At 37.5% G+C, this 1359-nt stretch carries 3 protein-coding genes; 1 reads left to right on the forward strand and 2 read right to left on the reverse strand.

The genetic code is table 11. The annotated features are described in order from the left end of the window. The first annotated feature begins 240 nt into the window (after nt 1–240). Nucleotides 241–597: a nuclear transport factor 2 family protein gene (locus tag E1163_RS00445; protein WP_155168560.1), complete on the forward strand. Its 357-nt coding sequence runs from the start codon at nt 241–243 to the stop codon at nt 595–597. A gap of 13 nt (nt 598–610) precedes the next feature. Here the strand turns inward: E1163_RS00445 and E1163_RS00450 are convergent, their stop codons facing one another. Next, nucleotides 611–916 carry a hypothetical protein gene (locus E1163_RS00450; RefSeq protein ID WP_155168561.1) on the reverse strand — a complete coding sequence of 102 codons (306 nt, stop codon included), beginning with the start codon at nt 914–916 and terminating at the stop codon, nt 611–613. 137 nt (nt 917–1053) lie between these two features. Further along, the coding region (locus E1163_RS30845) for a hypothetical protein (protein ID WP_221417878.1) at nt 1054–1359 on the reverse strand (306 nt) is incomplete at its 5' end.

Genomic DNA, 1359 nt, shown 5'->3' on the forward strand with positions numbered 1-1359 from the left:
CAGAGAAAGTGGAAAGCCCGGAGCCGATGTATGATGATTATTGTAATGGGATAAAGTAAACAATTAGTTCTGTTTATAGAGTGAAATGTGCCGGGAATCTGATTTTCGGTGCATTTCTGTTTTATGGCAGTGGCATTTTTTTAATTAAGATCAAAACATACTCTTTGTAGCTTCTGAGTTAACAATAACGCCATGACTTAGTTATTGGTAATATCCGGCTCATTTATAAAGAAAAATCTCATGATTAAAAATAATAAGGAAGTTTTGAAAAAAGCCAACGAAGCCATTACCAAAGGTGACTATGAAGGGTTTTTGAAGTTTTGTACTGATGATACACAATGGACATTTGTGGGAGACAGGGTTCTGAATGGAAAAGAAGCTGTTCGTCAATATATGGCAACGGCATACATTGAGCCGCCACGATTTGATGTAAGAAATTTAATTGCTGAGAACGATTTTGTAACCGCATTGGGCAACATCAGCATGGTAGACGAAGATGGAAAAACGACCGATTTTTCATACTGTGATGTCTGGCGATTCCGCGATGGACAAATGGCCGAACTAACTGCCTTTGTGATTGAAGCCGGTAAGGATTGAGCTATAGCAATAGTTAACCATTTCCGGTTTGTGAATGATGAGATTTGCTCTGTAAGAAAACTATTACCTTACGTATCAAATATTTAATCACTGCATAAATACTCAAAATTCCCCCGACAAACAGAAATATCAGCAGGGTTTGAAAGCCAGGTCTCCATCCCTGATCTATATCATAAATGGTAGTGTGCCATCCGGGAATGATGGAAATCATATGATCTAAGATATAATACGATAAGAAAAGGTCAAGGATCAATACAGAAATCAACAAGGCTATTAAGGCAGGTGCAATTCTTAATATCGTTTGGTGCAGTGTCATCATAGCTTGCTAATATAATTAAAAGTCATATACTGACAGAGGCTACTTGCAGGCACCTGGCTTAGCTATTTGAGCTTGATTTTTAATTTAGTGCAGAGTTGAGTCGTTGGAAAAAACTGTACAACTGGGAAAAATAACTTTCACATCAATAATGGTTCAGGGAAGAATATTACAGAGATTAACCAGTACAAGCTTTCTACTAATAAGGCTATACCAAGTGATTGCAGCAATGAAATTTTTGAGCTTTGCCATATTCCTATAGTCATGGAGATTATGAAACCGGTTATGGCTAAGTATTCACCAATAGCATACCAGTTGGAGTTGACGAAAAAGGTTATAAATGGACTCAACAATGTGAGCGAGGAGATGGTAACAATAAGAAATGCTCTGTAAAATGGAAATTGATGTCGTAGCACCCTTGAGGCAGCCAAAGTCAAAAGATACGA

The sequence above is a fragment of the Fulvivirga kasyanovii genome, assembly GCF_009711405.1.
GTDB lineage: Bacteria > Bacteroidota > Bacteroidia > Cytophagales > Cyclobacteriaceae > Fulvivirga > Fulvivirga kasyanovii.